This window comes from Actinoplanes sp. NPDC026619 (assembly GCF_040638295.1).
In the GTDB taxonomy this organism is placed as follows: Bacteria; Actinomycetota; Actinomycetes; order Mycobacteriales; family Micromonosporaceae; genus Actinoplanes.
This window is the reverse complement of record NZ_JBEZYA010000009.1, coordinates 144,690-170,327: the sequence shown is the minus strand read 5'-3', so window position 1 is coordinate 170,327 and position 25,638 is coordinate 144,690. Positions and strand designations below refer to the sequence as shown.

The 25,638-nt window shown below is 70.7% G+C and carries 22 protein-coding genes; 11 read left to right on the top strand and 11 right to left on the bottom strand.

What is annotated here, in order from left to right; translation table 11 throughout:
- Positions 1-5 precede the first annotated feature (5 nt).
- Positions 6-992: a polysaccharide deacetylase family protein gene (locus AB0E90_RS21300; RefSeq protein ID WP_360408017.1), complete on the top strand. Its 987-nt coding sequence runs from the start codon at positions 6-8 to the stop codon at positions 990-992.
- Between the two features lie 40 nt (positions 993-1,032).
- Here AB0E90_RS21300 and AB0E90_RS21295 read toward each other — a convergent pair whose 3' ends face one another.
- The gene (locus AB0E90_RS21295) at positions 1,033-1,230 is read right to left on the bottom strand and encodes a hypothetical protein (RefSeq protein ID WP_360408014.1); all 198 of its coding nucleotides are present in this window, start codon (positions 1,228-1,230) and stop codon (positions 1,033-1,035) included.
- Positions 1,231-1,358: 128 nt separating this feature from the next.
- Between AB0E90_RS21295 and AB0E90_RS21290 the strand changes: the two genes are divergently transcribed.
- Both AB0E90_RS21290 and AB0E90_RS21285 read left to right on the top strand, forming a co-directional pair.
- Positions 1,359-1,877, top strand: coding sequence for a SigE family RNA polymerase sigma factor (locus AB0E90_RS21290; protein WP_360408011.1), 519 nt, complete (start codon positions 1,359-1,361; stop codon positions 1,875-1,877).
- Positions 1,874-3,085 carry a hypothetical protein gene (locus AB0E90_RS21285; protein WP_360408008.1) on the top strand — a complete coding sequence of 404 codons (1,212 nt, stop codon included), beginning with the start codon at positions 1,874-1,876 and terminating at the stop codon, positions 3,083-3,085. The genes AB0E90_RS21290 and AB0E90_RS21285 overlap by 4 nt, the downstream gene beginning before the upstream one ends.
- 4 nt (positions 3,086-3,089) lie before the next feature.
- On the opposite strand, the gene AB0E90_RS21280 is transcribed toward AB0E90_RS21285, so the two are convergent.
- The 8 genes from AB0E90_RS21280 to AB0E90_RS21245 form a co-directional block, all read right to left on the bottom strand.
- Complete coding sequence (locus tag AB0E90_RS21280) at positions 3,090-4,304, bottom strand: hypothetical protein (RefSeq protein WP_360408005.1); 1,215 nt, start codon at positions 4,302-4,304, stop codon at positions 3,090-3,092.
- Between the two features lie 118 nt (positions 4,305-4,422).
- A complete protein-coding gene (locus tag AB0E90_RS21275; protein ID WP_360408002.1) occupies positions 4,423-4,962 on the bottom strand; it encodes a hypothetical protein in 540 nt (179 codons plus the stop codon).
- A 117-nt stretch (positions 4,963-5,079) separates the two neighbouring features.
- On the bottom strand, positions 5,080-9,816 hold the full coding sequence (locus AB0E90_RS21270; RefSeq protein ID WP_360407999.1) for a DddA-like double-stranded DNA deaminase toxin: 4,737 nt from the start codon (positions 9,814-9,816) through the stop codon (positions 5,080-5,082).
- A 118-nt stretch (positions 9,817-9,934) separates the two neighbouring features.
- Positions 9,935-11,851 (bottom strand): S1 family peptidase, encoded by a 1,917-nt coding sequence (locus AB0E90_RS21265; RefSeq protein WP_360407996.1) that lies wholly within the window; start codon positions 11,849-11,851, stop codon positions 9,935-9,937.
- Between the two features lie 143 nt (positions 11,852-11,994).
- A complete protein-coding gene (locus tag AB0E90_RS21260) occupies positions 11,995-12,666 on the bottom strand; it encodes a zf-HC2 domain-containing protein (RefSeq protein WP_360407993.1) in 672 nt (223 codons plus the stop codon).
- Complete coding sequence (locus tag AB0E90_RS21255; protein WP_360407990.1) at positions 12,663-13,079, bottom strand: sigma factor-like helix-turn-helix DNA-binding protein; 417 nt, start codon at positions 13,077-13,079, stop codon at positions 12,663-12,665. The genes AB0E90_RS21260 and AB0E90_RS21255 overlap by 4 nt, the downstream gene beginning before the upstream one ends.
- Complete coding sequence (locus AB0E90_RS21250) at positions 13,076-14,812, bottom strand: YncE family protein (RefSeq protein ID WP_360407987.1); 1,737 nt, start codon at positions 14,810-14,812, stop codon at positions 13,076-13,078. Before AB0E90_RS21250 ends, AB0E90_RS21255 begins: the two co-directional genes overlap by 4 nt.
- Positions 14,813-15,033: 221 nt before the next feature.
- Positions 15,034-16,251, bottom strand: a complete 1,218-nt coding sequence (locus AB0E90_RS21245; protein ID WP_360407984.1) for an ROK family transcriptional regulator — start codon at positions 16,249-16,251, stop codon at positions 15,034-15,036.
- 94 nt (positions 16,252-16,345) lie between these two features.
- Between AB0E90_RS21245 and AB0E90_RS21240 the strand changes: the two genes are divergently transcribed.
- Positions 16,346-17,623 (top strand): DUF1479 domain-containing protein, encoded by a 1,278-nt coding sequence (locus AB0E90_RS21240; RefSeq protein WP_360407981.1) that lies wholly within the window; start codon positions 16,346-16,348, stop codon positions 17,621-17,623.
- Here AB0E90_RS21240 and AB0E90_RS21235 read toward each other — a convergent pair.
- Complete coding sequence (locus AB0E90_RS21235; RefSeq protein ID WP_360407978.1) at positions 17,586-18,386, bottom strand: TetR/AcrR family transcriptional regulator; 801 nt, start codon at positions 18,384-18,386, stop codon at positions 17,586-17,588. The genes AB0E90_RS21240 and AB0E90_RS21235 overlap by 38 nt on opposite strands.
- An 81-nt stretch (positions 18,387-18,467) precedes the next feature.
- Here AB0E90_RS21235 and AB0E90_RS21230 point away from each other — a divergent pair, with 81 nt between their 5' ends.
- The 7 genes from AB0E90_RS21230 to AB0E90_RS21200 all read left to right on the top strand — a co-directional run bounded on the left by AB0E90_RS21230 (position 18,468) and on the right by AB0E90_RS21200 (position 25,108).
- Positions 18,468-19,430, top strand: a complete 963-nt coding sequence (locus AB0E90_RS21230; protein ID WP_360407975.1) for an ATP-binding cassette domain-containing protein — start codon at positions 18,468-18,470, stop codon at positions 19,428-19,430.
- Between the two features lie 11 nt (positions 19,431-19,441).
- On the top strand, positions 19,442-20,185 hold the full coding sequence (locus AB0E90_RS21225; RefSeq protein ID WP_360407972.1) for an ABC transporter permease: 744 nt from the start codon (positions 19,442-19,444) through the stop codon (positions 20,183-20,185).
- A gap of 67 nt (positions 20,186-20,252) precedes the next feature.
- Entirely contained in the window at positions 20,253-21,137 is an 885-nt protein-coding gene (locus AB0E90_RS21220) for a trypsin-like peptidase domain-containing protein (protein ID WP_360407969.1), read from the top strand.
- A 17-nt stretch (positions 21,138-21,154) separates the two neighbouring features.
- A complete protein-coding gene (locus AB0E90_RS21215; RefSeq protein WP_360407966.1) occupies positions 21,155-22,153 on the top strand; it encodes a MoxR family ATPase in 999 nt (332 codons plus the stop codon).
- The gene (locus AB0E90_RS21210; protein WP_360407963.1) at positions 22,153-23,043 is read left to right on the top strand and encodes a DUF58 domain-containing protein; all 891 of its coding nucleotides are present in this window, start codon (positions 22,153-22,155) and stop codon (positions 23,041-23,043) included. Before AB0E90_RS21215 ends, AB0E90_RS21210 begins: the two co-directional genes overlap by 1 nt.
- Positions 23,040-24,014 carry a VWA domain-containing protein gene (locus AB0E90_RS21205; RefSeq protein ID WP_360407960.1) on the top strand — a complete coding sequence of 325 codons (975 nt, stop codon included), beginning with the start codon at positions 23,040-23,042 and terminating at the stop codon, positions 24,012-24,014. Before AB0E90_RS21210 ends, AB0E90_RS21205 begins: the two co-directional genes overlap by 4 nt.
- A complete protein-coding gene (locus tag AB0E90_RS21200; RefSeq protein WP_360407957.1) occupies positions 24,014-25,108 on the top strand; it encodes a VWA domain-containing protein in 1,095 nt (364 codons plus the stop codon). The genes AB0E90_RS21205 and AB0E90_RS21200 overlap by 1 nt, the downstream gene beginning before the upstream one ends.
- Here the strand turns inward: AB0E90_RS21200 and AB0E90_RS21195 are convergent.
- Positions 25,063-25,569: a hypothetical protein gene (locus AB0E90_RS21195; protein WP_360407954.1), complete on the bottom strand. Its 507-nt coding sequence runs from the start codon at positions 25,567-25,569 to the stop codon at positions 25,063-25,065. The genes AB0E90_RS21200 and AB0E90_RS21195 overlap by 46 nt on opposite strands.
- Between the last annotated feature and the right edge of the window lie 69 nt (positions 25,570-25,638).

Sequence of the window (25,638 nt, the reverse complement as noted above, 5' to 3'; positions counted from 1 at the left end):
GCGACATGCGGAAGAAACTGATCACCGGACTCGCGGTCGCCGCCCTGACCGCCGGCGGCCTCGTCGGGCTCACCCTCCCGGCCCAGGCCGCCACCTGCAACGGATACGTCGGCCTCACCTTCGACGACGGGCCGGGCACCAGCACCACGACCCTGCTCAGCCTGCTGCAGCAGAACGGGCTGCGGGCGACGTTCTTCAACGAGGGGCAATACGCCGCGCAGTACCCGTCGTACGTCGCCGCCCAGGTCAACGCGGGCATGTGGGTGGGCAACCACAGCTACACCCACCCGCACCTGATCCAGCAGAGCCAGGCGTCGATCGACTCGGAGATATCCCGTACCCAATCGGCCATCGCCAATGCCGGCGGCGGCACGCCCAAGCTGTTCCGGCCGCCCTACGGCGAGACCAACGGGACGCTGCAGGCGGTCGAGGCGAAGTACGGCCTCAAGGAGATCATCTGGGACGTCGACTCGCAGGACTGGAACAACGCGAGCGTCGACGCGATCGTGGCGGCCAACGCCCGGCTCACCAATGGCCAGGTCATCCTGATGCACGACTGGCCGGCCAACACCCGCTCGGCCATCCCGCGCATCGCCCAGGGCCTGGCGAGCCGCAACCTCTGCGCCGGCATGATCTCGACCTCGACCGGCCGGGCGGTGGCCCCGGACGGCAGCGGCGGAGGCGGGTCGACCCCGACCACCCCGCCGACCTCCGGCGGTGGCACCGGCAGCTGCACCGCCACCCTGTCGGCCGGCTCCTCGTGGAGTGACCGCTACAACCTCAATGTCGCGGTCAGCGGCTCCAGCGCGTGGACCGTCACGATGACCCTGCCCTCCCCGGAAAAGGTCCTCTCCACCTGGAACATCACCGCCAGTTACCCGAGCGCGCAGGTGCTCGTGGCCAAGCCGAACGGCAGCGGCAACAACTGGGGCGTGACGATCCAGCACAACGGCAACTGGACCTGGCCGGCCGTCTCCTGCTCGACCGCCTGACCGGGTGTCGCCGGCTGACCTGACCGGTGCCGCCGGCTGATCAGTAGGCCAGTGGCCCGAAGCAGGAGACGAACACCAGCCCGGCGACGACGTCGAGATGGGCCGGCCGCGCCAGCGACCGGCCCATCCGCGTCAGCGGCGCCCCTTCGTAGAACGTGGCGCAACTGAACCGCAGGCCACTCGCCAGAACCATCCCCGCCCCGAACAGCATGACGGTGATCGCGACGATCCCGACCACGCGGAACCCGGCCACAGGACCGCGAACGCCCCGAGATCCGGCATCTTTTGCACGGCGGAACTGTAATGCAACCTTTTGCGGGCCCGGCAACGACAAAGGAAACGGACAGGTCCAGGGGGAGGAACCGGATGCGGCCCGACACCGAGCGGGAGTACGTGGAGTACGTGACCGGAAGACTGTCTCGTTTGCACCGTCTTGCGTACATCCTCTGCTCCGACCGGCACCAGGCGGACGACATAGTGCAGGCCACACTCACCTCGCTCTACGTGGACTGGAAGCGAGCGAGCGGCGCCGACAACATCGACGCGTACGTGCATCGGATGCTGGTGCGCCGCTTCCTCGACGAGAAGCGCCGCCGGTGGTCGAAGGTGCTGCTCGGCAACTTCCTGCCCGATCAGGCCGCCCCCGCGCAGCACGCGTTCGAGGAGCGGGACGCGCTGGTCACCGCGCTGCGCGGGCTGCCGAAGGGGCAGCGGGCCGTGCTGGTGCTGCGCTACTTCGTCGACCTCTCGGTCGACGAGACGGCCGAGGCGCTCGGCTGTTCGACGGGCAATGTGAAGAGTCAGGCGTCGCGCGGGCTGGCCTCGCTGCGCGGCGTTCTCGAGGCGGGTCCGCTTCGGGTCGCGAGGGGAACGGGACAAGCGTGAACGAGGAGCGCGAACTGCGGGACCGGCTGGACGGGCTCGACGTCCCGCCGAGCCGGGTCGACCTGAACGACCTGCTCACCGCCGGCCGCAAACGGGAGAGCCGCCGCCGGACGACCCGGGCGGCCGGTGGCGCGGTCCTGGCCATCGGGGTGCTGCTGGGCGTGCCGCCGATGCTGACCGGCGCGTTCCACGACGCGATGTTCAACGTGGGCCCATCGGCGTCGACCTCGGCCTCGCCGGCCCCGGCCTCCGCGGCCCCCAAAAAGTCGGTGCCCGCCACTGCTATCGCCTGCGAGATGGCGAAGCTGCCGGTGCCTAAGGGCGCGAAGGAGATCGAAGTCACCGCGGTCGATCCGACCGGGAAATACATCCTCGGCCACTCCTACAGCAAGGGCGGCTACCACCCGATCCTGTGGACCGGCGGCAAGGCGGAGGTGCTCGACATCCCGGGGAAGTCGGTGCAGCTCACCGACGTCAACGCGGCCGGCCAGGTGGTCGGCATGATCGACATCGACAACGAGGACTACCCGTTCCTGTGGCAGAACGGCTCCTACCAGATGCTCTCGCTGCCGGCGGGCAAGTGGCACGCCTACCCGCAGCCGCAGATCAACGCGGGCGGCGAGGTCGTGCTGAACGTCGAGCCCCGCGGCAACAGCGGCGGCAAGGACAGCTTCGCGATCCTCTGGAAGGCCGGGTCGACGAAGGCGACGAAGCTCCCGCTGCCCGCCGGGGGCAACGCCTACGACCTCAACGACGACGGCACCCTGATCGGCAGCATCTACATCGACGGGTCGGCCGACGCCGGGTACGTGTGGGACCAGCAGGGCCGGGGTCACCAGCTGAAGACCGAGCCCGGCCAGACCACGGCCGCCTATCACTCCCAGGGCGACTGGGCGACCGGCGGCCTGTGGCCGGCGATGGAACCGGCGCTGTGGAACCTGCGCACCGGCGCGCTCACCCACCTGAAGACGCCGGCCGGCGCCGACCTGCCGCCCGCCCTGGACGGGGTCGGGCCCGGCGAGGCGGTCAACGCACTCGGCTGGATCGTGGCGGGCGGCTACGTGCTGCTGGCCGACGGCCCGCTGAAACTGCCCACGGCCAAGGGCCTGACCGCGACCGCCACCGCGGTCGCCGACAACGGCCTGGTCGTCGGCATGGCCCGCACCAGCCTCAACACCTACGCGGGGCCGCTCACCTGGCAGTGCTGAAAGGTCAGGCGGCGGGCAGGTCGTGCCAGGGACGCTGGCGGGCCGGCTCGGGGAAGAGTGGCGCATCCGGCTGCGCAGGGAAATCGGGGGCGGCCGGGCGCGGAATCTCCGTCGAGTCGGCATCGGACGGTCGCGGCTGCGCCCAGAGCGGCTGGCGCTCGGGCGGCGCCCAGGACAGCGCGGGCGCGGTGTGCCCGGCCAGCGCCGGGCGCACCCGCCCCGGCGGCACCCAGATCGGCGGCGCGCCCCACCAGATGATCCGCTCGGCATGCGGCTTCCGGGCGGCGCCGGCCGGAGCGGCGGCGGCAACCGCCGGAGTCGGCGCCGCCGGGAGGGCGTGCCGGGCCGGCGCGGCTTCGAGGGCGGGCAGGCCCTCGGCGGCCAGCACGGTGGAGGCGGTCGCCGGCGCGGTCGCCAGCACCACCGCCATCACCACCACGACCAGGCCGGCCCCCATCGAGGCCATCTCCCAGCCCGGGCGCACGGTGTCGCCGAGGAACGTCACGGCCACCGCCGACGGGGCGATCACCTCGGCGATCCACAGCACGGCGGTGACCGGGCCGACCGAGCCACGCTGCAACGCATCGGCGTAGAGCACCATGCCGGTGACGCCGAAGACGAGCAGCGCACCGATCAGCGGCGAGGTGACGACGGCGAGCAGACCCGAGTTCCAGCTGCCGAAGGCGCCCTCGGGGAAAGTCAGCGCCCGGCCGACCAGGGCGGCGCCGCCGAGGCACAAACCGGCGAACCCGGCCACCACGCCGGGCGGGGCGAACTTCGTGGCGGCCCAGCCGAGCAGCGCGATCGTGACCGCGGCGCCGCAGAACGCGAGCCGCAAGATGCCCGAGGTCTCCACCGTGTCCTGCGGACCGGCCGACATGGCCAGCACGGTCAGCGCGGCCACCGAGACCGCCACGGCCACCACGTCGACCCCGCGCAGATGCGATTTGAGGATGACCCGGGCGGCAACCACGGTGATCGCGAGCGAGCCGGCCAGCACCGACTCGACCAGATAGACGGCCAGCTCGCTGAGCGCGACCATCGAGCAGCCCCAGGCCAGCAGGTCGAGGAAGGTGCCCAGAAGATAGAGCGGATGCCGGAGCGTGTTGGCCATGCCGGTGCTGCGGCGGGCCCCGACGGCTTGCAGGATCGAGGCCGCCGCGAAGGCGAAAGCGCCGAAGATGGTCAGGGCCAGCGCGATCCAGCCCATGGCGGTCATCGAACCCACCTGCCATGATGACGCTGCGTATATTGAGCGGTCACAGACCGATAATATGTGGCCGCGATCGATATAGCGAGAGTCTAGAGCCAACACTGTTCAACAAGGACGGTGCGCGTCAGCGGACCTCCAGCTCGTCGGCCGGGACGACGTCCCACAGCGTGTAGGCCCGCTCGCCAAGAACGGCGAAGACCGGGCGGGTCAGCAGGAGGTCACCGACCCGTTGGGCGCGCATCGTCAGCCCCAACTCCTCGGCCTCCGGGTCGCCTTCCGGTTGGTAACGCAGCACGATGTCCCGCGCCTTCAGGTGCTCGAGAAGCTGCGCCTCGACGTGCGACGGCACCCGACCCACCAGTTCGATATCGTCCATGACCACCTGCGGCCCCGACTGCGCGTCGACCACCACGCAGAAGAGGCCGTCGGACGGTCCGAAGTACGCCGTCACCGCGCCGCGGAACCACGGCGGCGGGGCGGGCCGGCGGTACTCGGCCTTCAGGGCGTTGTCGGCTCGCACCGGGGTCAATTCGGCGGTGAAATTCCCGAGGACGGCGGCCGCCTCGGCCGGGCTCATCCCGAACCGCAGCGGCCCGACGCTGATCGACGGCAGGTACTCCCATCGCTCGCGGTCCGCGTCCGCCATAACTTCCCAGATCGTCATGCCACTCCACACCATCTCGTAGCCGGTCGAACATCTTCGCACCGCAACTGAGGGAAGCGCACGCCGTCGAGGACGGCGTGCGCTTCCGATCTCAGGTCTACCTCAGGAACGTGCCGATCACGGAACCGTCGACCGGCCCTTGAGCACGACCGGTTCCGTCGCGTTCGGGTACCAGACGTGCATCTCCTGACCCGGCTTGAGGATCGTCGGGACGAGCGTCTGACAGCCGTTCGGCGGTTTACACGGACCCTTGGGGTTGTTGATCACCACGTCGACCTTGCCGTCGCCCTTGTACAGACGCATCCACCAGGCGAACTTCGTCTCGGTGTCCTTGGCCGCCGAGAACGGACCACCCGAGATGTCCGGCGACTTGGCCAGGAAGTCGTCGATGAGGGGCGTCGACGAGTCGGCCCCACTGGTCATCTCCACGAACAGCTGGTTGCCCGAGTCGTCGAACATCTGCCCGGTGGTGATCCGCTTGGACTTGAGCGCCGTCAGCGCCCGGGTGACCCAGAGCGGGCAGCTGACGTTGTGCACCAGCACGTCGGCGCCGGCCGCCTCGACGAAGTACGTGTGCAGCTCGTCGACGGTGAGGTCGTACATGGTCGCCGCACCCGGGTAGGTGTGGACGGATTCGACCGTGACGTCCCCAGTCAGTTGGTCGCCCTTGGCCAGGTCCTCGGCGTCGACCCAGGCGCCGGCCCAGAACGGGTGATGCGGCGTGGTGTGCAGGACGCCGGTGCGACCGGCGGCATTGCGCACCGTGACGTCGGTCAGCTCGGTGTCCTGGGTGACGAACCGCTCGGTGACCCGCTCGTCCGCCTTGTGGCCGGTAACCGGGTCGGTTGCCCGCACCAGGTCGCCCGCCGCCACCTCACTGATGGGTCTCGTCCCACCCGAGGCCAGCACCACCGGCGTGTCCGCGGCGAAGCTGTGCCCGCCGCAGAGGCGGACGACCGCCTCGTACATCTCGCTTTCGATCTTGGTGATCGCGGTGGCCGAGATTCCGGAAGCCCGCAGTGCCTCGTACGCCTCGCCGAAGCCGACGCCGGTACGCATCGCGATGCGCATGGCCTTGATGGCCTTGGCCACCTTGCCCACGACTGCTGGCAGGACCCAGTCCGCCACGACCCAGGCGCAGGCGATCGCCCAGTCCTTGGCCTGACTTCCGTCGATCTTGCCGTCGTTGACCGTGACACCCTTGAAACAAGTGATGTAGTCGCTGATCAGCGAGGTGACGACGTGACCCAGGATGTCCAGGACGTCGTTGCGGTCCAGCTGGACGGTCCTGGTCTGCGGCGGATCGTTGATGGCGATGGTGCTCAGGAGGTCCTTGCTCTCCTGACCCGGGCACGATGTCTGGGACAGGTCGGGACACGTGACCAGGACCAGGTCCATCGTGCCGACCATGCGGAACGTGACCTTGGTCTCGCAGAATCCGAACGGCACGCAGGTGATCGGCGTCTGACTGATGACCTGTGGTTCCACGTGCGGTATCGCCTGAACCCCGGCCTCACCGGCCGGCGAGCTGACGGCCAGTGCGTCGCGGGCCTGGGCATCGGCATTCTGCTCGGCCAGGGCTGCGGCGTTCTGGGCGTCCTGCGCGGCCTCGAGGGCACGCTGGGCGGCCGCCTCGGCCGCGGTCGCGTCCCGCTCGGCCTGGTCGGCCGCCGCCCGGGCATCGGCTGCCGCCGCGGAAGCCTGATCGGCTGCCACGTGGGCCGCGGCGGCGTCCCGTTCGGCCTCGTCGGCAGCGTCCCAGGCAGCCTGGGCCTCGCTGTCGGCCTCGGCCGCGAACCGGGCCGCCGTGGCGGCGTCGGCCTGGGCGTTGGCGTTGTACTGCGCCGTCCGGGCCACGGACGCCGCGGCCAGGGACGCCTCCTGCGCTGCCCGCTTCGCGGACGCCGCAGCCGCCTTGACGCTGTTCTGCGCGGCGACGGCGTCGTCGGCAGCTGCCGCGGCGGCCTCGGCGGCCGCCTTGGCGTCGGCGTCGGCCTGCGCCGCGGCGGCGTGTGCCGCCTGTGCGGCACGGGCCGCCTCGGCCGCCTTCGCGTCGGCCGCGGCCGTCTGTTGCTCGGCAATGGACTTCGCATCCATGCCGACCAGCACGGCCATACCGGCCGAGGTGTCGGTCTGCGCGAACGGCGTCCCCATCGAGACCGTCTCGTCCGCCGCTGCGTACGTACGCAGCGCGGCGTCTCGGGTCGCGGCCGCCTGATCGCTCGCGGCCGTCGCCCGGCCCAGCGCGTCGGCGCTGGCTCCCAGCGACAGGTCCGCCGCCGACCGGGCCGCAGCGGCCTGGTCCCGAGCCTCCTGCGCCTTGGCGGCCGCGATGGTCGCCTGCTGCTGAGCGGCCGTCACCGCCGCCGCGGCCTCCTTCGAGGCACTGATCGCGTCGGCGGCAGCCGCCTGCGCGATCCGCAACTGCGACGCGGTGGCCGCGGCATCCGCCTCGGCCGCGTCGGCGGCGGCGTTGGCCCGGTCAGCCGCGGCCTGCGACTCGGTGGCGGCCTTGCGGGCCAGCACCGCCGCTGCGGTCGCCTCGTTGGCCGCCGACTGTGCCCGGCCGGCGGCGCTGGTCGCGGCATTGGCTGCGGCACGCGCCGCGGTGGCCGCGGCACGCGCATCGGCCGCGTCATCCTGGGAATCGTCGGCATCGGCGTACGCCTCGGCGGTCGCCGCCTGCTGCTCCAGGGTGTTGCCGGCGATCGCCGCGTTTATCGCGATGTTGCGCTGATCGGTCGCGTACCGCTCCGACTGCTCGGCGTCCTGGCGCTTGCGGGACGCGACACCAGCCTCGGTCTGAGCCGTGTTGCGCTTGGCGACGGCAATGTCGCGCTGCTGCTCGGCCCGGGTCTGCGCGGCCGCGGCGTTGTTGCGCTGCTTGTCCGCCTCGGCGCGCTTGGCCGCGGCGTTGTCGCGCTCGCTCTGTGCCACGAGCATCTTGGCGTGGGCGTCGGCGGCCTTGGTCTTGGCGACCGCCTCGGCGGCCTCGGCGTCGAGGCGATCCTGATGCGCGCGGTCGGCCGCGTCGGAGGCCTTCTGTGCCTCGCCCGCTGCCGCCAGGGCTGCCTGGTGTGCCTCGTACTGGGCGTACTCGGCCGCCTGGCGGCGGAACTTCGCCTGCACGGCGAACATCTCGGCCTGCGACTGCGCCCACAGCGCCTCGCTGGTCGAGCCGGTGGTCTTGGATGCTTGCAGGGCGGTGTTCGAGGCGGCCGCCGACGACGTGGCCGCGCCGATCAGCGCCTTCGTGACCTGTACCGACTGATGCGCGTACGTCAGCCCGCGTCCGGCCGGATATCCGGCGGCCGTGGCCTTCGCGTTGGCGGCGGTCTGGGCGTTGTCGGCGCTCGTGCCGGCCGCGGTCGCGGTCGCGACGTACTGATTGGCCTTGGTGATCTGTGCACTGATTTTGTCTTGTGCGCCCTTGATCACGGCGTTGAGCGCGGTCTGCTCGGCCGTGGTCAGCGGCGTGCCGTTGGCGAGCCGGTTCTTCTGCCAGACCAGGGCGCGCTCGGCGACCCAGGCCTGCCCGACCGACTCGATCATGGCCTCGTTGGCGCCGCGCATGGCGGTCCAGGCGGACATGTGCGCGCTGACGATCGTCTTGCGCTCGCCGGCCTGGGCGTCCCGCTCCGCGTTCCACTCGGTCTGCGCGGTGGCGACCACCTCGGTCAGCACCGAGTACGGGTCCTGCGGGTTGGTGATGTCGCAGGAGGCCCAGCGGGCCTTGATCTCCTCGACCGCGACCCGGAACTCCGGCGTGCCCTTGACCGGCGCGGTCATCGGGAAGCCGCCATATTGAAGGAACCGGCGGGCGTCGTCGGCCGAGATGCTCGCGAGGGCCTCGGTCGCCCCGATCTCGCCGTAGCCCGGCGGGGCTCCGAACGCCTGGAAGACGTGGTCCATGTAGGCCGCGTAGGCGATCAGGAACGGATCGGTCTTGACCTTCGCCGCGACCATCTCCTTGACCTTGGCGGTCGTCGCGTCGGTGGCCTCGGGGACGATGTCGAAGACCCGGTCGAAGTTGACGTGCTCCCAGAGGAAGTCGTCGGACGGGTAGCCGAACGACGGCGGGATGTTGCCCGCCCCCGACAGCGTGGCGAGCTGCGCGATCCAGGCCGCCTCCTGCGGGGCACGCTTCTCGTCGGTCAGCGGGTAGTCGGCGGTGTCCATGTCCCGCGCGGCCTCGAAGTCGTCGCTGAGGTCCTCCGGGTCACCGGAGGGCTGCAGCAGCGCCGACGCGGCGAGGGCCTGCGACCGCGGACCGCCGTGGTGCAGTTCCGCACCCATCTGGCAGGACCACTCGCGCTCCTCCTCGCCGGAGTAGGAGTGCGGGATCTGCGACCAGTTCGTCATGGCGAACCAGCCCCGGTCGGGCAGGTTGTTGACGTCCCAGTTCGGCCAGCGGATCGTGGGCTTCGCGACCGTCGACGGCGTGGCCGCGTTGAGCACGAGCGTGGTGTCGCCGGTGGCACCGACGACCGGAGTGCTGGTCGCCGCGGTCACGTGGATCGACGACGGCAGCGAGCCGGCCGGCTTGATCAGGGCCACCAGGTCGTGCCCGTCGCCGCGGATCTCGGTGAGGGACGGGACCTGGATCGTGACGTTGCCCGGGAGCGCGAGCACCCGGAAACAGACCTCGCCGTTGGTGGCGGCGCTGACGCGTACCGAAATCAGTCCGGTGGCGCAGGTGGCCTGCATGATGTTGCCGTCGCCGGAGAGGAGCTTGACGTCGTTGACCGTCGCCTGTCCCGGATAGCGGAAATCCTCGGCTAGTGACGTCGACGGGCTCTCCGCGGCCGGCGCCTCGGCATGACTCGGTGTGGCCCCGAATCCGACAGTGGCCACAGTGGACAGCATTATCAGCGCCAGTGCGGGCGCAATTCTTTTCAGCACTTCACATCTCTTTCCGAGATCGGAACCACGGCGGCCCGCCGGCCATCACGGCGCGAGCCTGCCCGGGCGGTTAGCGACTGATGCGGATGTCGTCGATGAAGCCGCGGTACCCGCCGGTATTGCCGGGCTGGTCGTAACCGATGTCGAGCTGGATGATCTGCTTGCCCTTGAAGAGCTCGCCGAGCGGGACGCTGACGTAGTTCCAGGTGTCGAGCGTCGCGTTGACGCATCGCCAGGCCGGGTGCGCGGGGACGCCGCGCTGGTCCGGGGCGAGGCTGTTACGCAGGGCCGACTCGGATCCGGTCACCACGTCTTTGAAGATCAGATCGACGGCGACGCAGGCGCTGTTGTTGCCCTTGGCCAGCCCCGCACTGCCGGTCTCGCTCTGCGGAAAGATCCAGTAGGACAACTTGGTCGCCGGCGTGACGTAGGTGTCGGCCGGAGCGAACACCTTCATGTACGCGTACGACTGGGTGGCGTTGTTGTCGAGACCGGTGTAGACGAGCTCGCCGGCGCCGGTGTGCGCGTTGGCCGCGGCGGTGCCGGTGAGCAGCTCCGGCCCGGTCACGCTGGCGGTGATGCCGCCGACGTTCTTCGAGCCGCCGCGCGAACCGCCGCCGTCGGAGACCGTGCTGGTCCACTTCGGGACGGTCTGGCCGGTCTCCACACCGGTGTTGAACGCGTCCTCGGAGATCGAGATCTCGTCGATGTAGCCGCGGTATCCGCCCGTGTTGGCCGGCTGGTCGTAACCGATCGCGAGGCGCGCGAGCCGCTTGCCGGCCCACTTGCCGATCGGCACGACCACCTGGTTCCACTTGTCCATGGTCAGCTGGCCGCAGTGCTTGGCCGGGTGGGCGCTGATGCCGCGGGTGTCGACGACCCCGGCGTCACGCAGGGCGCTGTTGTCGGTGGAGATCAGGTCGATGCCGATGCAGGTGCTGTTGTTGCCGGAGGCCAGGCCCCAGCTGCCGGCATTGCTCTGCGGGTAGACCCAGTAGCTCAGCACCGTGCCGGCCCGGACGGGCTGGCCACCCAGGTCGTACGCCTTCAGGTAGCCGTACGACTCGGTGGTGCTGTTGTCGAGGCCGGAGTAAACCAGCGCGCGCTCGCCGCCGCCCATGTCCAGCTCGGGGCTGACGAACAGCTCGGGGCCGGTCAGGTCGCAGCAGATTCCCTTGACGTTGGTGACGCCGCCGTTGTCGTCCTTGGTGTTGGTCCAGGTCGGCGTCGTCTGACCGAGCTCGGAGCCGCTCGCGAAGCCGGTCAGGTTGCCGGTCACCCAGCCCCGCACGTCGTCCAGCCGCGTCTCGTTGCCCCGCGGGTCGCCGGCCGCCTCGCCCAGGCACTGCGCCTGGTTGGCGGTGTGGTGCAGACCGGCCAGCTGATATTCACTGCCGCTCAGCCGCAGAGCCGGGCCGCCGGCGTCACCCTTGCACAGGCCGACCGCGTCGCTGCCGGTGGCCACCACATCGAAGGCGGCGGCCGTGGGCGCATCCACTTTGAACTTGGCCGACCGCAGCTTCCCGGCGTTCCAGTCGGACGCGGAGCGCCCGAAGCCGGCCAGGGTCAGTTCGTCGCCGGCGGCCGGCGCGGTCGCGGACAGCGCCACCGGGGTCACCGACGAGATCGGCGTCCGCAGCCTCGCCAGCGCGAGGTCACGTTGCGGATGGGTGAGCACCATCGTCACCGTCGACGAGGAGCTGCCCAAGGTCACCGTGGTGGTTGCCACCGGCACGCCGTTGTGCAGCGCGCCGGCGTCGGCGAAGCAGCTCGAGGCGGTCAGCACCACGCGCGGATCGACCAGCACGCCGGTGCAGTTGCGCTCATTGCTACCGATGGCGATTCGAGCGACAAATGCCAGACCACCTTGCGGTACGTCGCTTCCGCCGACCACGCCCAGCGCGGTTCCCGCTCCCCATAAAAGGGCGAATGCGGCTAAAACGGATATTAGTAGGACGCGCCAACGCGCGCGTAAAGACTGGACCATTGTTGGATCCCTTTCATCCCCGTTAACAGGGTCATCCAACATGACCGAACGTTCAGGATCAATATCTAAGATCGTGCATACGCTTTTACCTGGCCGTAATGCGGCGAGATGTCGGATAGTCCACTGTCGACAGCAGAGGCCGCTCAGGGCCGGGCGGTCACCAGGATCCGGCCCGCGTACGTTTCGGCCTGCACGGCGGCGACGTCGGCCGGGGCGATCAGGGCCGCGCCATCCATCGTGGTGGTTCCCGATTCCGCGGCCAGCCAACTGCCGGCCTGCTCGCGCGAACCGTCCGGAGCGACCACCACCAGGCGGCACTCCTCCCCCGCCGGCACGCCGGTCACGGTGGCGTGGATCCGCACCCAGCCGGTCGCGGGGCGGACCTCGGCCGCCATGGTCACGCCCGTCGCGGCGTCGGTCGCGGTCGCGGCGCGGGCGCCGTCCGCCGTCGTGCCGGGTGGCGGAGCGGGATCGAGCGTGCGCCGGCCGATCAGGGCGCCACCGCCGAGTGCCACTACCAGCAGCAGAGCGGCCGCGGCAGCGAGAAGAGATCGGTTCCGCCACGTTTGGCGGTGGCGCTCACCGCGTACCTCATCAATCGTGCGACGCAGCAGAAGGTCGCCGCCTGGCGGTGGCCCCTCCAAAAACGCTTCCGGCGGAAGCTCACCCAGCGCCTGTTCCATCTCGCGGAGGTCTTCGACCTCGCGCCGGCACGGCGCGCAGCCGTCGAGATGCGCCTGCACCGCGCCCTGCTCCGAACGATCAAGAACGCCGAGGACGTACGCGCCCAGCAGTGCCGTCTCGTGCTCGGTCACCCGGCCACCGCCTCACGCAGCCGCCGCAACGCCTGATAGCTACGCATTTTGACGTCACCGGCCGGAACGCCCAGCGACGCGGACGTCTCGGCGACGTCGCGGCCCTGGAAGTAGAGGGCGGTGAGCACGTCCCGGTGCTCGGGAGGCAGCGTCTCGACCGCGCCGAGCAGGGCGAAATCGGGCTCGCTCTTTCCGCCGGCGATCTCGCGGACCGTCGCGAACAGCCGCGCCCGGGTCAACTCGGCCAGCACCTCCGGATGCCGCCAGGCCCGCACGAGCACCGCGCGCACCACGTCCTCGCCGCGCGCATGATCGCCGGTCAGCCGCGCCGCGTAGGCCAGCAGGGCCGCACCGTGCTCGGCATAGATCCGCCGGAGCAGCACCTCGCCGGCGGCGGCGTCCCGTCGGCTCACTCCCCCACCCGCAGCACCGAGATCGTGTCGTCGTCACCGTTGGACACGTAGGCGAACCGGCCGTCCGGCGACACCCCGATCGTGCGCGGGCTCTTGCCCACCTGGACCGTCGCGGTCACCTTGCCGTTGCTCGCGTCCAGCACCGAGATCGTGTTGTCGCCCTCGTTGACCGTGTAGCCATGCTTGCTGTCGGCCGCGAACGCCACGCTCTGCGGCGCCTTGCCGACCGGGAACGGGCCGGTGCTCTTCAGCGTGTTCGCGTCGATCAGGTTCGCCGCGTTCGCCTCGAAGCCGGCGACCAGCACCCGGCGGCCGTCCGGCGAGACCGCGATGCTGTGCGGCGCCTTGGCCACCGGGATGGACCGGAGCAGCTTGTCGGACTTCATGTCGATGACCGCGACCGCGTTGGACTCGTGGTTGGCGGTGAACGCCCGCATCAGATCGCCGGAGAAGCCGACCGCGTGCGGGTTCGGCGGCACCGTGATCACGCCCTGCGACTTCTGGTCGCCGACCGCGTAGATCTCGACCCGCCCGGCGCCGTGGATCGGCACCCAGAGATTTCCGTCCGGCCCGGTCGACAGCGCGAACGGCGCGTCGCCGGTCTTCACGTAGCCGTCGACCGTCCGGCCCACCGCGTCGACCACGGCGACGCCGCTGCCGGTCTTCTTGTCGTTCTCGTACATCGACACGAAGACCTTGCGACCGTCCCGGGAGACGGCCACGAAGCGGGGCGTGTTGCGCAGCGTGATCGACGTGACCGCCCGGGTCCCGGTGTCGACCACGGACAGCACCTTCGCACTCTGGTTGGCGACGTAGACCGTGCCCCCGTCGGGCGAGACCGCCACCCCCTCGGGCTCGTTGCCGACCTTGATCGTGGCGAGCACGACCGGCTTGGCCAGGCTGGTGATCCGCCGCGCGAGCGCTTCCGTCGACAGCGTCACGGCCGGCGTTTTCGTACCGACCATCGCATTTGAGTCGGCCGATGCTTTTGGGTCAGCTGGGGCCGCGGTGGGCAGCGGACCGGCTACCGCGGCCGGGCTGCCGTTGTCGGGCCGGCCGATCAGCGCCCAGGCGACGCCGGCTCCACCCAGCACGACCAGTGCGGTCAGGCCGGCGATCAGCACCGCCCCGCCGAACCGGCGCCGTGGCGGCTGAGCCGGCAGCACGGTCACCCGCGACGGGCCGTAGGCGGCGTGATTGACCGTGGCGTTCACCGTTCGCAACTGCGCCTCGATGGTGGCCCGGGACACCGGCCCGACCGCGATCTGCCCGGTCACCCGCACCTCGGCCCACCCGGCCGGGCCGCGCACGGTGACCGAGCCGTCCAGCCATTCCGAGCGCGGCTGCCACAGGATCCGCAGTTGCCGCCCGGCGAGCATGGCGCGCAGGCCCGGCCCGGAGACCGAGACGGTGGCGCTGGCCAGCGCGAGCGGCGGCCCGTCCACCAGCACGTCGGCGACCACGCGCGGCGTGCCCGGCGCGAGCTGCCCGAAGTCGACCCGGTCGGGCCGCACCCGGATGGCGGTGCGCTCGATCGCGGCGGCCGCGGCAGCGGAGACGGCGCGGCTGTCGTCCTGGGTCAGGCGTTCCAGCGCGCTGCGCGCGGCAGCCGCCATGGCGAGATCGTCAGCGACGGCGATCCGGCTCAACTCGTCCACACCGGTCAGACGAGTCTCCCGGACCGGGCTGTCGATCTCGGTCAACACATGCGTCGGCAGGCTCAGATCACTCATAGTGTCCCCGCGATCATCATGCAGTGACGAGAGGGATCAGCGTAACCCGCGAATCAAGATTGGCATCTATCTCGCTTCCCGGATCTCCGCGCTTCCCGCGCCCGCGCGTTTAGCGCTCGATCTTGGTGAGTTGCTGTTCAGAAAGAACAAGAAGTCGCCATGATCGACATCCAGCGCCGCAATATGTCGGCAAGGGGTGGTTTGTCGGGGCCAAGTGCTACCTAGCTGCTGCGCGCGATCGCCGCGCGCAGTCGCTCCACCGCCTCGGCCCGGGCGCCGGCCAGCGACGGCTGGTCGGCGACCGTGGCGGCCTCGACCGTGGCGCTCCGAGGCAGCTCGGCGACGGCCGAGCGAATGTTCGCCAGCAGCGCCGGTCCCCACGAGCCACCGACCACGACCCGCCCCGGATCGGCCAGCGTGATCGCGGCCGCCACCACCCCAGCGACGGCCCGGCCGATCGCCTCCCGCGTGGACTCGCCCGCCGCGAGCAGGCGCTTCACGTCGATGGCGGTCGAGCCCTGCTGGCGAAGGCCGAGCTGGGCGAAGACCTCGATGAACGGGGCGGCGCGACCGTCGGGGCCCACCGTCAGCAGATGGGCAATCTCCCCCGCGAGGCCGGAACTGCCGCGCCGCACCTCGCCGTCTCCGACGATCGCGCAGCCCAGCCCTCGATCGAGGAAAAGGTAGGCGAACTCGTCGCCCGCGCTCGCCCGTTCGGCCCGGGCCGCCCAGTTGACGTCGTTGTCGACCGCAACCGGACCGGCGACGTGCGCCTCAAGGATCTCCACCGGGTCGAGCTCGCCGACCAGGAAGGGCGAGTCGGGCAGGTGCATGAGCCGCCCGGTGGCCCGGTCAACCGGATCAGCCGCGCTCACCACGGCCAGCCGCGGTCGCCCACCCAAGTCGGCATGCCATGAGGGCTCGGCCGGGTCGGGGGGCCTCGCCGGCTCCGTGTGCCAATGCGGATCGGACGCATCGGTCCGGCCCGGCGCCTCGGCATGCCGATGCGGCTCGGGCGTCCCGATGCGCTGGGGCGGTGCGCTGACCTCGGCGGCGACCTCGCGCAGGGCCTCGGCCACCCGATCCGGCCGGGCCGGGCGTTCGGCGCGGCGGACCGTGTCGCCGTAAGCGTCGACGCGCTCGGCCACCACGCCCTCGGGCGCGATGCTGACGGCCAGGGCGGTGCCGATGTCGGTGGCCAGCGAGTAATACGAACCCACTCGCCCTCGGCCGCGGCCGCCCTGGGTGCGCTCGCCGGTGTCGACCAGCAGGCCGCGCTCGGCGAGGCGGCGGACGCTCTCGCCGGCGGTCGGCTTGGAGATGCCGATGTCGGCGGCGAGCTCGGCGCGGGTGAGGCGGCGGTGCCGCATGAGAGCGCGGAGGACGTGCTCGTCGGTCAGCAACCGGACGATGTCCAGTGACGGCTTGGCTGCGTCCACGTGCCAATTCTAGTAATGACCCTTGCCTGGAAAGCGCGCGGGGCACTACCGTCAACTTTCAAGTAAGGAGAACTGACTAGAAGGAGCCGCTCCCGTGCCGACCACCACTACCGCCCTGCCGCATTGGGAGTCGACTCCCACCGACCTCCAGGCCGCGACGCGCGAGATCAAGGCAGCGCTGCGCGCCCGGATCGCCGCCTCCGGCCGCACCGTCGATGACGTGTTCGCCGTCGTCGAGCGCCGGGTCCAGGCCGCGATCGACGAGATCGTCGCTGCCCGGCGAGCCGGCGAGACCATCTGGCCGGTGATCGACTATGCCGACATCGCCGACGGCAAGGTCTCCCCCGCGGAGCTGGCAAAGCTTCGCCGACGCGGCTGCCTGGTGGTGCGCGGCCACTTCGAGCGCGAACAGGCCGTGGGGTGGGACCGCGACATCGTCGATTACGTCGAGGGCAACCACTTCTTCGAGAACTACCGCGGGCCCGGCGACGACTTCTTCGGCAGCGTCGGCTCGAAGCCCGAGATTTACCCGATCTATTGGTCGCCGGCGCAGATGCAGGCGAGGCAGAGCGACCGCATGGCGACCGTGCAGGCCTTCCTCAACGCGCAGTGGAAGCACGAGTCCGAGGGCGTGAAGTGGTTCGACCCCGACCGCGACTCGCTCTACCCCGACCGCATCCGCCGGCGCCCCGAGGGAGCCGACTCGGCCGGCCTCGGCACTCACCTCGACCCCGGCACGCTCGACCTGTGGATGACCCAGGCCTACCAGCAGGCGTTCCGGCACCTGTTCGACGGCAGCGTCGAGGCTTACGACCCGTGGGACGCCGCTTACCGCACTTCCGGCCCGCAATACCCGGGCTCGACCATGTGCTCGGCGTTCCGCACCTTCCAGGGTTGGACGGCGCTGTCCGACATGGACCATGACCAGGGCGTGCTGCACACGGTGCCGATCCCGGAGGCGATGGCCTACCTGATGCTGCGCCCGCTGCTGAGTGACGTCCCCGACGACGACATGTGCGGGGTCACCGTCAATCAGGTCTTCCCGGCCGGGCACAAGTGGCACGCCCCGCTCATGGAGGCGCTGTCCGGCATCCCCGACGTCAAGGCGGGCGACTCCGTCTGGTGGCACTGCGACATGATCCACAGCGTCGCGCCGGTGGAGGCTCAGCAGGGCTGGGGCAATGTCATGTACATCCCGGCCGCGCCGTGGTGCCCGCGCAACGAGGAATATGCGGCTTCCGTGCGCGACGCGTTCGTCAAGGGTGAGAGTCCCAGCGACTTCCCGCCCGAGCACTACGAGCGCGAGTGGCCCGACCGCTTCCAGCCCGCTGACCTCAACGAGACCGGCCGCCGGGGTCTCGGTCTGGACTGATCCGGGCCGCCACCCCGTCGAGCAGGCAGCGCAGGCCGAAGTCGAAGGCCCGGGCCGGGTCACCCGCCGCGTTGTATTCCTCGCCGGCGGCCGCGCCGACCCGGGTTGCCGTGGGCGTCGCCGCCGGGTCGAGGACCTGCTCGAGCACCGGTCCGGCCTGCTCCCACCACTGCTCGTCGGTGAGGCCGGTGCGCTGGGCGACCAGGGTGGCGGAGACCGCGCTGCGGGCGGCGCCATGCACGTAGTCGCCGATCAGTTGCACGACCAGGTCCATCTCGACGTCGTCCAGTCCGATGCCGTCGATCGCGCGCAGCTCATGGTCGTACTTCGCGATCAGGTGCGGGCCGAGCGGTGGGCGGCTGGTCGCGACCTGGAGCAGCCAGGGGTGGCGCAGGTAGAGCTGCCAGTTCTCCCGAGCGACCCGTTCCAGGCGGGTGCGCCAGTCGGCGGCGCCGTCGAAGGTCAGTGACACCTCGGCCAGGACCGTGTCGAGCATCAGGTCGATCAGCTCGGCCTTGCCGGGCACGTAGGTGTAGAGCGACATCGCGCTGACCCCGACGCGCTCGGCGACCTTGCGCATGGAGAGGGCGGCCAGGCCGTCGGTGTCGGCGATCGCGATGGCCGACGCGGCGATCTCGGCGACGGTGAAGCGCGGTTTGGGGCCGGGGCGGGTCTTCTCCCCCGGGGCCAGACCGGGGCTCAGGCCCCAGAGCAGCTCGATGCTGCGCCGGGGGTCGCCGCCGCCGGTGAAGTCGGTCGTCACCTCGAACACTTTACGGCGTACGGAGTGTGGTTATACTGGCGATGCCACGAACTCCGTACGCTGTAAAGTGATAGGAGCACGATGCGCGATCCGGCAATCGAGGCGAGCGGCCTGACCAGGCGTTTCGGCTCGACCACCGCACTCGACAACTTCGACCTGACCGTTCCGGCCGGGACCGTTCACGGGCTGCTCGGGCCCAACGGGGCCGGCAAGACCACCGCGGTGCGGATCCTCACCACGCTGTTGCGGCCCGACGCCGGGCGCGCCCGGGTGGCCGGGCACGACGTCGTTCGCGAGGCCGACCGGGTTCGGTCCCGGATCGGGCTGGTCGGCCAGCAGGCCGCTGTCGACGAGCAGCTCAGCGGCCGGCAAAATCTTGAGATGTTCGGCCGGCTGCACCACCTGGGCGCGACGACCGCCCGTCGCCGGGCCACCGAGCTGCTCGAGCGGTTCGGGCTGGCCGAGGCCGCCGACCGGGCCGCCGGGAAATACTCGGGCGGCATGCGCCGACGGCTCGATCTGGCCGCCGGTCTGCTGATCGGGCCGGCCGTGCTGTTCCTCGACGAGCCGACCGCCGGCCTCGACCCGCGCGCCCGCAACGAGGTGTGGCAGGAGATCCGGTCGCTGGTCGCCGAGGGCACGACGGTCCTGCTGACCACGCAATACCTCGAGGAGGCCGATCAGCTGGCCGAAGGCCTCGCGGTGATCGATCGCGGCCGGGTGGTCGCGGCCGGCACCGCCGACGAGCTCAAGGGTCAACTCGGCGCCGACCATCTGGAGGTGGTGGTGCGCGACGCCTCGTCACTCGCGGCAGCCGCCGAGCTGCTGGGCCGCATCGGCACCGGCGAGCCACAACTCGATCCGGACCGGCGACGAGTGAGCGTGCCGGTCCGCGACCGGGTCGCGGCGCTGGTCGAGGCGGCCAAGACGCTGCACGGCGTCGAGGACCTCACGCTGCGCCGCCCAACCCTGGACGAGGTGTTCCTGAGCCTGACCGGGGCGGGCGCGACCGGGGCGGGCGTGGCTGGGAGGGGTGCGGCGTGACGGCGTACCTCGTGGATAGCTGGACTCTCACTCGGCGGACGCTGCTGCAGTGGCGTAACCAGCCGGCTCAGCTTGCGTTGGGGCTGCTCTTTCCGGTGATGATTCTGTTGATGTTCGCCTACCTGTTCGGCGGAGCGATGCAGGTGCCGGGCGGCGGTGACTACCGCGAGTTTCTGCTGCCGGGGATGTTCGTGCTGACCATGGCGTTCGGGCTGGAGTCCACGTTCCAGGCGGTCAGCACGGATGCCGGGCGGGGCGTCACCGACCGGTTCCGCACCATGCCGATCTCGGCGGCCTCCGTGCTGACCGGGCGCAGCGTCGCCGACATGCTGAGTGCGGTGGTGGGGCTGGCCGTGCTGATCGGGTTCGGGGCGCTGGTCGGCTGGCGCTGGCACAACGGGCCGGGTGATGCGCTGCTTGCGGTTTTTTTGCTGCTTTCGCTGCGATATGCACTGCTCTGGTTCGGCATCTGGCTGGCGCTGGTGGCCGGCAAACCGGAGATGTTGATGGCGGTGCAGATTCTGGTCTGGCCGCTGGCGTTCCTGTCCAGCGTCTTCACCGCGCCGGAAACGATGCCGGGCTGGCTCGGTGCGGTCGCGGAGTGGAATCCGCTGTCGGCCACCGCGTCGGCGACCCGGGAATTGTTCGGCAATCCCGGGCACGGGGGTGAGTTCTGGCCGGCGATCGCGTGGCCGCTGTTGTTACTCGTCGTATTCGTTCCGCTCGCGGTGCGCCGATATCGGCGTTTGACCTGATCTGGCGGGTCAGGAATTCGTAGGCGACTCTCAACCAACTTTGAGAAACCGCTCCTACAGTCGAGAAATGCACAGCGAGGGCGCAGGTCCCGTGATGACGGTGCTGGCCGATGGCCCGCCGCCGCCGCCCGAGCCGGCGCAACCCCGGCGGCGCTGGAACCCGCCGCCGGGGTCCGGCCGGAAAGTGTTGATCGGAGTGCTGGCGGTCTGGGCGGTGGCGATCACCGGGTTGGTGCTCTTCCGGGGTGGCGATTCGGCCCCGGCGCCGGTGGCGACGGCGCAGCCCAAACCTTCGGCGTCCGACGCGCCGCTCACCGTTTCCGACGTCTACAAGACGGTGCTGCCGTCGGTTGTCCGGATCACCTCGACCGGCAAGTCCGGCACCGCGGCCGGCGCCAAATCGATGGCCGAGTCGTCCACCGGCACCGGTGTGATCGCCAACGCGAACGGCACGATCCTCACCGCGGCGCACGTCATCGACGGCGCGGTGGCCATCAAGATCACCTACGCGGACGGCACCACCTCGGCGGCCGAGGTCGCCACCAAGAACGACGCGCAGGATATCGCCACCCTCACCCCGGCGCAGTTGCCGGAGACGCTGGTGCCGGCCACTCTCGGCGGTGGCCTGCAGGTCGGCGACGACGTGGTGGCCATCGGCAACCCGCTCGGGCTGACCGCGAGCACCAGCAGCGGCGTCGTCTCCGGGCTCGACCGCACCATGAGCCGTGACGAGGGCGGCAACATCACCGGGCTGATCCAGTTCGACGCGGCGGTCAACCCGGGCAGTTCGGGCGGGCCACTGATCAACGACCGCGGCCAGGTCTCCGGCATCGTGGTGGCCCTCGCCAACCCGACCGAAGCGGGCACCTTCATCGGCATCGGTTTCGCCGTCCCGATCGGCGCCGCGCTCGGCGCCACCGGTCAGGGCGACGGCCGCACGCCGCCACTGTGAATGTTGAGGAGAAACGCGTGAACTGGAGCGACGCCGCGGTTCCGGCCGCGTCCGCCGGCCCGATCGAGAAGGTGCTCTACGAGGTCAAGAAGACCATCGTGGGCCAGGACGTGTTGCTGGAACGACTCATCGTGGCGCTGCTCGCACGCGGCCACATCCTGGTCGAGGGCGTGCCGGGCCTGGCCAAGACGCTCGCGGTGAAGTCGCTCGCGACGGCGGTCGGCGGCGACTTCCACCGGGTGCAGTTCACCCCCGACCTGGTGCCGGCCGACATCGTCGGCACCCGGGTCTACCACCAGCCCACCGGCGAGTTCCAGGTGCAGCTCGGGCCGGTCTTCACCAACCTGCTGCTCGCCGACGAGATCAACCGGGCGCCGGCCAAGGTGCAGAGCGCGCTGCTCGAGACGATGCAGGAGCGGCAGGTCACGATCGGCCGCGAGACGCACAAGCTGCCCACCCCGTTCCTGGTCATGGCGACGCAGAACCCGATCGAGAACGAGGGCGTCTATCCCCTGCCGGAGGCACAGGTCGACCGCTTCATGATGAAGGTCGTGGTCGGCTACCCCAGCGCCACCGAGGAATTCGTGGTGGTCGAGCGGGCGCTGGCGCCCACCCCGATCATCCAGCGCATCATCGACCCGGAAACCCTGATTCAACTGCAACAACAGGCCGATCAGGTGTACGTCGACCCGTCGCTCATCGAGTTCGCCGTTCAGCTCGCCCACGCGACTCGGGACCCGGCCCGGGCCGGCCTCACCGACCTGGCGCGCTACGTCACCTTCGGCGCCAGCCCGCGTTCGTCGATCAGCCTGGTCCTGGCCGCCCGCGCGCTCGCGTTCATCCGCGGCCGGGAATATGTGGTGCCGGACGACGTCACCGACCTGGCCTTCGACGTGCTGCGGCACCGCCTGGTCCTGTCCTACGAGGCGCTCTCCGACGAGGTGACGCCGGACATGATTCTCTCGAAGATCCTGGCGAACCTGTCGATCCCGGAGCCGGCCGGCCGGGGCCGCTGATGGTCACCAGCGCACCGGAGCGTCTGCTGCGACGCCTGGAGTGGCGGCTCGGCCGCCGGCTCGACGGCCGGTTGCAGGGCGCCTACCGCACGGTGTGGCACGGCACCGGCCTCGACTTCACCGACCTGCGCCTTTACACCCCCGAGGACGACGTCCGGCACATCGATTGGAACGTGACGGCGCGGGCCGACGAGCCGCACGTGCGGCTCTACACCGAGGACCGGGAGCTGACCGCGTGGCTGGTCATCGACCGGTCGGCGTCGATGCGTTTCGGGCGGGAAGCCGGCAAGGAGTCGACCGCGACGGAGCTGGCGGTCAGCCTCGGCCGGGTGGTGTCGCAGGGCGGTAATCGGGTCGGCGCGATCCTGTTCGACAACGACAGCCACGTGGTGATCCCGCCACGCACCGGCCGCGATCAGATCCTCCGGATCACCCGGGAGCTGCTGCGGCCCGGCAAGAACGGGAAGAAGGGCCAGACGACGGATCTGTCGAAGATGTTGGCGCTGGCCGCGACGACCACGACGCGGCGCCGCAGCCTGATCTTCGTGATGTCCGACTTCATCGGTGATCCCGGCTGGGACCGCCCGCTGGCGCGGCTGACCCATCGCCACGAGGTGGTGGTGATCCGGGTCGTCGATCCGGCCGAGCTCGACCTGCCCGACCTCGGCGTGATCCTGGTCGAGGACGCCGAGACCGGCGAGCAGCTGCTGGTCGACACGAGCGACCCGCTGCTGCGCGGCCGGCTGTCCACCCAGGTCGACGCGCGCGAGGCCGAGCTGGCCGAGGGCATGCGGAAGGCCGGGGTCGACGCCCACCGCATCACCACCGACCAGGACCTGCTGGCCGCGATGGTCGACATGGTCCGCCGCTCGGGGAGGGTTCGCCGGTGAGCTTCCTCTATCCGCTCGTGATCGCGGTGGCTGTGCTGGTCACCGGGGCGGCTGTCACGGCGTACGTAATGTTGCAGCGTCGGCGGACCGCCGCGCTGAAGGCCGCGGGTTTCGGTGCGGTGGCCGGCAGCGGGCGAGGCGCCGCGATCCGCCGCCACCTGCCGTACGCCTTGTTGCTCGCCGCCCTGCCGATCATGCTCATCGGCCTGGCCCGGCCGCAGGCCCAGGTGGCCGTGCCCCGCGTCTCCGGCACCGTGCTTCTCGCGTTCGACATCTCCAACAGCATGAAAGCTACCGACGTGCAGCCGTCCCGGCTCGCCGCGGCACAGAAGGCAGCGACCGGCTTCGTCGAGCAACAGCCCGGCTCGGTCGACGTGGGTGTGCTGGTCTTCGGCGAGCAGGCGCTGCTCACCCAGGCCCCGACCGACGACCACGCGACCGCGATCGCCGCGATCAACCGGGCCGTGGCCAGCGGCGGCACCTCGCTCGGTCAGGCGATCCTGGTCGCCCTGGGCACGATCACCGGCAAGTCGGTGACGCTCCCGCAGGACGGCGCCCAGGCGCCGAGCCTCGGCTACTGGCCGTCGGCGACCATCGTGGTGTTCTCCGACGGGGCGGACACCGGCGGACCGGACACCGAGGCGGCGGCCGAGCTCGCCGCCGCGGCCGGCGTCCGCATCCAGACCGTCGGGGTGGGCACCGCCAAGGGCGGCACCGTCGAGGTGGACGGCTACCAGTTGGCGGCCACCATGGACGAAAGCCTGCTGACCACGGTCGCGCAGGTCACCGGCGGGTCATACCATCAGGCCGCCGACGAGGCCGCGCTCGCCGACACCACCAAGTCGATCGACCTGCGCCTCACTTCGAAGAAGGAGCCGCTCGAGCTGACCGCGCCGTTCGCCGGCGCCGCCCTGCTGCTGCTCGCGCTCGGCGCGCTGCTCGGCACCCGCTGGCACGGGAGGATCGTCTGATGTCGCTCAGCTGGCCGTGGGCGCTGCTGGCGCTCCTGATAGTGCCGCTCATTCTCGCGGTGCGCTGGTGGATGAACCGGCGGCGCAAACGCTCCGCGGTGGTCGTCTCGAGTGTCGCGCTGATCCGGGCCGCGATTCCCGGCCGCAGCGCGTGGCGGCGGCGCATCCCGGTCTGGCTGTTCCTGGCCGGCCTGATCGCGCTGGCCGGCGCCATGGCCCGGCCGCAGGCGTCGATCGCGGTGCCGTCCAACAGCACGTCGATCCTGCTGGCCATCGACGTCTCCGGCTCGATGTGCAGCACCGACGTCGAGCCCAACCGGCTGACCGTGGCCACCGAGGCGGCCCGCAAGTTCATCAAGGACCAGAGCGACGGCACCCAGATCGGCCTGGTCGCGTTCTCCGGGATCGCCGGCCTGCTGGTCCCGCCGACCACCGACAAGGACGCGCTGCTCGACGCGATCGACACCCTGAAGACCGCTCGCGGCACCGCGATCGGCCAGGCCATCCTCACCTCGATCGACGCGATCGCCGAGCACAACCCGAACGTGGCGGCCACCGGCGTCGACCTCGGCGACGCGGCCCCGAACACGCTCGGCGACTACCAGCCGGACACCATCGTGGTGCTCACCGACGGCTCGAACACCACCGGCGTCGACCCGGCCACCGCGGCCGAGCAGGCGGCGGCCCGCAAGGTGCGGGTCTTCACGATCGGCTTCGGCACGACCACGCCGGCCCCGATGGTGTGCTCGGCCAGCCAGGTCAGCGGCGACGAGTTCACCGGCGGCGGTTTCCCGGGCGGCGGTGGCTTCGGCGGGCGCGGCGGTGGCGGCCGTAACCAGCAGATCGACGAGGACGCGCTGCAGAACGTCGCGGACACCACCGGCGGGCGTTACTTCCGGGCCGAGGACGCCGATCAGCTCAGCGACGTTCTCGGCGACCTGCCCAAGGAGATCGGCCTGCACAAGCAGAACGTGGAGATCACCGCCTGGTTCGTGCTGGCCGGAGCGTTGCTGGTGCTGACCGGCGTGTTCCTGTCGATGTGGTGGTCTCAGCCGAGGACGCTCGCCCAGCGGGCTCGCACTTCCGCCAAATAGGCCGGATCGCTCTGGGCCACCCGGGGGAACGAGCCGAGCCGCTCCCACGGGCGGCAGGCGTCGATCACCGCGCGGCTGTTGAAGGGCGCCGCGCCCTCGGGCAGCATCGGGTCGAGCCGGCTGCCCCGGGTGCGGCGCTGCACCTCGATGTCGTCGGCCGGATCGGTGCGGGTGGAGATCGCCCAGACCAACTGGTCGAGGTCGGCCGGGTCGATGTCGAGGTCGACCACGACGACGTAACGGTTAATGTAGGCGGCGGCCGGCAGTTGCGCGGTGAGGTGGCCGACCTGGCGGGCGTACTTCTGCTCGATGGACACGCCGACGAAGAGGCGACCGCCGCCGGCCTCGTGCGCCCACGCCTTCAGAATGCCGGGCACCCCGGTCGCGACCAGCTCGTCGTGGATCATCGCGGACTTGAGCACGGTCCGCATGTACGAGTAGTCGTGCGGCGGGCGGCTCACTGCGGGCCGGGATGGGCAGTCCGGTGTCGGGGCCGAGGACGACCGGAATGCGGTCGCCGGCGACCGCTC

Bases quoted from the DNA above. Each gene is read 5' to 3' on its own strand.
- AB0E90_RS21300 (WP_360408017.1), top strand. From the start codon at position 6: ATGCGGAAGAAACTGATCACCGGACTCGCGGTCGCCGCCCTGACCGCC.
- AB0E90_RS21290 (WP_360408011.1), top strand. From the start codon at position 1,359: ATGCGGCCCGACACCGAGCGGGAGTACGTGGAGTACGTGACCGGAAGA.
- AB0E90_RS21280 (WP_360408005.1), bottom strand. From the start codon at position 4,304: ATGACCGCCATGGGCTGGATCGCGCTGGCCCTGACCATCTTCGGCGCT.
- AB0E90_RS21275 (WP_360408002.1), bottom strand. From the start codon at position 4,962: ATGACGATCTGGGAAGTTATGGCGGACGCGGACCGCGAGCGATGGGAG.
- AB0E90_RS21265 (WP_360407996.1), bottom strand. From the start codon at position 11,851: ATGGTCCAGTCTTTACGCGCGCGTTGGCGCGTCCTACTAATATCCGTT.
- AB0E90_RS21250 (WP_360407987.1), bottom strand. From the start codon at position 14,812: ATGAGTGATCTGAGCCTGCCGACGCATGTGTTGACCGAGATCGACAGC.
- AB0E90_RS21230 (WP_360407975.1), top strand. From the start codon at position 18,468: ATGCGCGATCCGGCAATCGAGGCGAGCGGCCTGACCAGGCGTTTCGGC.
- AB0E90_RS21220 (WP_360407969.1), top strand. From the start codon at position 20,253: ATGCACAGCGAGGGCGCAGGTCCCGTGATGACGGTGCTGGCCGATGGC.
- AB0E90_RS21210 (WP_360407963.1), top strand. From the start codon at position 22,153: ATGGTCACCAGCGCACCGGAGCGTCTGCTGCGACGCCTGGAGTGGCGG.
- AB0E90_RS21200 (WP_360407957.1), top strand. From the start codon at position 24,014: ATGTCGCTCAGCTGGCCGTGGGCGCTGCTGGCGCTCCTGATAGTGCCG.